The following is a 5,037-nucleotide window of genomic DNA, read 5'->3' as shown; positions in this document are numbered from 1 at the left end:
AACACCCACCGGCGCGGGCGGCGGCCGGGTGGGGCGCAAAGCCCGCCACCGCCTGCACCGCCGCTTCGAAGTCCTCGAAACGCGCGCCCTCCTCCAGCGTGGCCAGCAACGCCGCCTCGACGGCATCGAACCAGCCGTCGGCGGCCTGCAGCACGGACAACGCCTGCCCCTCGGGCAGCGCCACCGCCACCGTCAGCGGGAAGTAGCGGCCGACGCGGTCGATGCTGGGCATCAGTACGCCCGCCACCGGCGCCGCGCCGCAGACGCCGGGTGCCAGGACGAAACGCCACAGCGGGCTGACCAGGTACGCCTGCAGCCAGGCCTCGCCAAGTTGCCGTTGGCTTGCCTGCAGACCGGCGGCCAGCCAGGCGTCCCAGGGCTGCTGGAAGCTGGCGGGCAACCCGCGCCCGACGAAGTCGCCGCGGCTGGCGATCTTGCCGTAGAAACCCACTGCCGTCATAACCGCTCCGGCAGGCTGAAGCCGGCAACCGCGCGGCTCTTGAACGGGTTGAAGGCGCTGTTGGCGCGCAGCTCGTAGGCGATGCTCGCGCTGTCCACGCGCAGGCGCAGGTTGAAGCGGTCCGGTGAGCCGCCGCCGACCAGCTCGGACTGGTCGAGCAGGCGGAACCACGCCCACGGGCCTTCCACGGTCAGCGCAGAGCGTCCGCCAGTTGCCGGCGGCGACACCGACAGGCGTACCGCGCCAATGCTGTTGGGGTTGGGCCACTGCATGGCCACCGGGCGGCTGGGGCCGTGGTCGTAGCTCAACTGCTGGCCGTCCAGGTCGAGGAGGAACTGGCTGACCGAGGCGTCCATGGTCACCGGCTTGAGTTCGAAGCGCACGCTGGGTTGCAGGCCGCCGCCACGGAAATACACGTCGCGAATCAGCGCCGCGCGCTGGAAGGTCTGCAGCACGCCCGGCGCGATGCCCAGCTTCTGCGCCGCGCCCGGCTGCCAGCGCCAGGTGGGGCTGGAAGTGTCGACGTAGGGTTGCAGGTAGCGGCGGAAGTAGTTGTCCATCACCCCGCCGACGCCGAAGAACTGGCCGAAATCGTCCAGGGTGGCGTCGCGGGAGCTGCCCGGCACCAGCGGATAGCGGCCGCTGAGGGACTGCCGCCAGACGTTCACCACCTCGCTGGTCCAGGCCGCGTTCAGCTGGTTGCGCACCCCACCCATCATCGTGTTGGTGGTCGAGCTGACCACCGACTTGACCAGCCCCTGTACCACCGGCGGCTGGCGCTCGGCGGCCAGGCTGACGCGCGAGGCGGCGGCGCTGGCCTGGTTCTTCGCCTCGCCCAGCAGCGCCTCGCCACTGGCGCCGACCATGGCGCTGACCTGCACGTACAGCGCGTTCATGTCCGCCAGCAGCGCATCGATGGCCATGGACGAGCCGCCCTCCTGGCTGACCAGTGCGCTGAGGTCGGCGAAGTGCGCGCTGACCGGGTCCTGCCCCGCGGGCTGCGTGGCCGGGCCGCTGCCTTCCGGCGCCTGGCCGAGCAGCGAGCCGAGCTTCTGCTTGAGCTGGTCGACACCGGCGTCGGCCTTCTTCACCTGCGCCGCGACGGCCGGGTCGGCCTGCTGCAGGTCGGTTTCGTGGGCCACCGCCAGCAACAGTTTCTTCAGCGGCGAGGTCGGCCCGGAGATGACCCGCAGCACGTCGGCGGCCTGCGCCACGCTGGTGATGGGCACAAAGTCGATGTCCGCCAGCAGCGCATCCCACTGCCGCACGTAATCCTGGAAATACAGCTGGCGCACCTCGGCGGCGAGGGTCAGCGCATCCTCGGCGTCGTTCAACGAATGACCGAGCACCCACTGTTCCTCGGCCAGCACGCCGGCCTGGTTGACACTGGCCAGCAGGAAGGCCTCGCGGTAGCCGCGCAAGGTGAAGAAGCCGCTCAGCGGTTCGGCCAGCGGCTTGCCGCTCTTGCGTACGAACACCAGCGCGGCGTCACGGCCGGCGGCGTCGCTGAGGCGGAAGTCCTGTACGCCCTCGGGCAGCTTCTGGCGCTTGACCCGGTCGTACACGCGCTGCGCCACCGGCAGGCGTTGCAGTTGCTGGCGCAGTTCGTCGATCAGGCGCTGGTCCAGGCGCGCATCCGGCGGACGCCGCTCGAACAGGGCCTGCAGGTGCGTGTTCAGCGCCTGGCGCTGCTCCACCGGCAGGTCGCGCGGCAGGCTCTGGTCCCAGTCCAGGCTGATCCAGGCCTTGAGGAAGTCCGGGTCGTAGTGCGCGCTGTCGCCGAGCATCAGGTAGGCCTTGAGCCCTTCGTAGAGGTAGTCCGAGCCGCCGCCGCTGCGCAGCTGCTCTTCGACGCGGCTGACCAGGCGCGGGGCGAAGGTCGCCACCAGCAGGCGCCGATAGACGTTGCTGGCCTCCTCGTCGAGCATGTCGCCCTGGTACAGGCCCAGGCCTTCGGCCATGCCCGGCGGGTCGCCGGCCAGGTGGCGCACCGCGTCGAGCAGCGGCAGCACCGCCAGCACGTCGCGCTGGGCCGGGCTCAGGCTTCTTACGCTCTGTTCCAGAGGCGCGGTCTTCTCGCCGACCTGGGCGATGTAGGCCTGGTTGGCGCGATAGCTCAGCAGCCACAGCGTGCCCACCACCAGCACCAGTGCCACGCTGGCGGCCAGCGCGCCGATGGCGACCCATTTGCGCCGCCGCTCGACCTTCGGGTCGACGCCGACCAGGCCGCGCTCGGCGAAGGCGACATCGGTGAACAGGCGATGGAGGAAATAGCTGCGTCCGCTGCCGTTCTGCCGCGCCAGGTGTTGCCGGTCCAGGTTCATGCTCTGCGCCATGGCACCGATCAGGCGGTCGATGGGGCTGCCTTCCTGGGTGCCGCTGGTGAAATACACGCCGCGCAGCAGCGCGCGCTCCTCATAGGCATTGGGCTTGAATACCCCGCCGAGGAACTCTTCGAGCATCGCCTTGAGCGCGGCGAACTGCTGCGGGAAGCCGTAGATCAGGTCGCGCCGCACGGGGTCGCGCTCGTGCTGCAGACGCTCGACAAGGCGCTGGTTGAGACGTTGCTCCAGCGCGGCGAACTCGCTGCCGAAGTCCTGCAGCGGCCCACCGGCCTGCTGACCGTCGTCCAGGGCGAAGGTGAAGCCCCACACCTGGGCGCGCGCCTCGCGATCCAGGTCGTCGAAGAACTCCATGAAACCGGGCACCAGGTCGCACTTGGTCAGCATCACGTAGACCGGGAAGCGCACGCCCAGCTGGGTGTACAGCTCCTGCACCCGCGCGCGGATCGCCACTACGTGGGCCGTGCGCTCCTGCTCGCTGGCCTGCAGCAGGTCGGCCAGGCTGATGGCGATGAACGCGCCATCGATGGGCCGGCGTGCGCGCTCGGTCTTGAGCAGGTCGAGGAAGCCCAGCCAGGCAGCCTTGTCGACCTGGGCATGGCTGTCCTGGGTGGTGTAGCGGCCGGCGGTATCGAGCAGCACGGCCTCGTCGGTGAACCACCAGTCGCATTGGCGGGTGCCGCCCACGCCGCGGATGGCGCCGGCGCCCAGTTGTGCGGCGAGCGGGAAGTTGAGACCAGAATTGACCAGCGCGGTGGTCTTGCCCGAGCCCGGCGGGCCGATGATCACGTACCAGGGCAACTGGTACAGGTTGCGCCGCTCCGCGCCGCCCAGGCGGGCCTTCTTCAGCAGCGCCAGGGCTTCATCCATGCGCTGGCGCAAGGTCGCCAGCTCCTCGGCGGTGGCCACGCTGGCTGCATCCGGTGCAGTCTCGGCCGCCAGGCTGGCGAGCATGCGCCGCTCCTGCCGGCGCGCCTGCAACAGGCGCCACAGCCGCCAGCCGAGCCACAGGCCGAACAGCAGGACGATCAGCGCCCAGCGCCGCCAGGCCGGCACCAGCGCGGTCAGCAGCGGGCCGATGAACCAGATGATCAGGCTCAGGGCGATGAGCCCGAGCACGGGAATCACCCAGCGGGTGACGAATCCGAACAACGACTTCACTCCACACCCTCCGCCAGTACCGTGACTTCAACCCGACGGTTCTTCGCCCGTCCCTCCGCGGTGGCATTGGAGGCCACCGGTTCGGTGTCGCTCAGGCCCTCGGCGCTGAAGCGCTGCGCCTGGCCGGTGCGCGCCGCGAGGATCTGCAGCACCTCTTCGGCGCGAGCCCGCGACAGTGCCCAGTTCGACGGGTAGCGCAGGGTGGCGATGGGACGGTTGTCACTGTGGCCGGTGATGCGCACCTGGCCGTTGATCTTGCCGATGGCGTCGGCGATGCGCCCCATCAGCGGCTGGAAATCGTCCTTGATGCTGGCGCTGCCGGAGGCGAACAGTTCGTCGCCGCGGATGGTCACCACCGAGCGATCGACGCCGTCCTGCACCGCCACGCGGTTGGCGCGGATGTCCTCGGCGAGGAAGGTCGCCAGGCGCGGACGCTCCACCACGCGCGGCTTGACCACCGCCGGCTCGATGCTTTGCACCGGCACCTCGCCCAGGGCGTGGATCTGCCGGAACACCGGCTCGGCGTCGGCGGCCAGCTTCAGGCGCAGGCCGAACAGCAGCAGCAACAGCAACGCCAGCGCCACGGCCAGGCCCACCCACGGTGGCACCAGGCGCGACAGGCGATCAGGCATGACCTGCACGCCCCGCCAGTGCGGCGACAACTCGCGCTCACGCTCGCCGCGCACGCTGCGCAGGGTCGCGGCGGTGCGCTCGCGCAGCGCTTCGAGCTGGCTGCGGCCGTCGTGCATCACCCGGTAGCGGCCTTCGAAACCCAGGCTCATGCACAGGTACAACAGTTCCAGCAGGTCGATGCGTTCGCGCGGGCTCTGCAGGCAGTGTTCCAGCAGCTGGAACACCTTCTCGCCGCCCCAGGCCTCGTTGTGCACGGTGATCAGCAGGCTCTGCTTGCCCCACTCGCTCGCGCTGCCCCACGGCGTGCTGAGCACTGCCTCGTCCAGCGCGGTACACAGCGCATAACGCGCCAGCAGCACTTCGTTGCGGGCCACGCCGGCGGCCTCGGCGCGCTGTTCGAACTGGCGCAGGTAGCCCAGCAGTTGCGCGCGCCGGCCAGCC

At 70.2% G+C, this 5,037-nt stretch carries 3 protein-coding genes; all 3 read right to left on the bottom strand.

Annotated features, from left to right (window positions below):
- Nucleotides 1-460, bottom strand: a 460-nt coding sequence (gene tagF / locus ACCC94_RS27650) for a type VI secretion system-associated protein TagF (protein WP_413352787.1), incomplete at its 3' end; no start/stop codon positions are given.
- Nucleotides 457-3,963, bottom strand: a complete 3,507-nt coding sequence (gene tssM, locus ACCC94_RS27645; protein WP_413352786.1) for a type VI secretion system membrane subunit TssM — start codon at nucleotides 3,961-3,963, stop codon at nucleotides 457-459. The genes tagF and tssM, both read right to left, overlap by 4 nt.
- The coding region (locus ACCC94_RS27640; protein ID WP_413352785.1) for a DotU family type VI secretion system protein at nucleotides 3,960-5,037 on the bottom strand (1,078 nt) is incomplete at its 5' end. The genes tssM and ACCC94_RS27640, both read right to left, overlap by 4 nt.

It is taken from the genome of Pseudomonas sp. Pseusp97 (assembly GCF_047304025.1).
GTDB lineage: Bacteria > Pseudomonadota > Gammaproteobacteria > Pseudomonadales > Pseudomonadaceae > Pseudomonas.
This window is presented reverse-complemented; position numbering and strand designations above follow the sequence as displayed.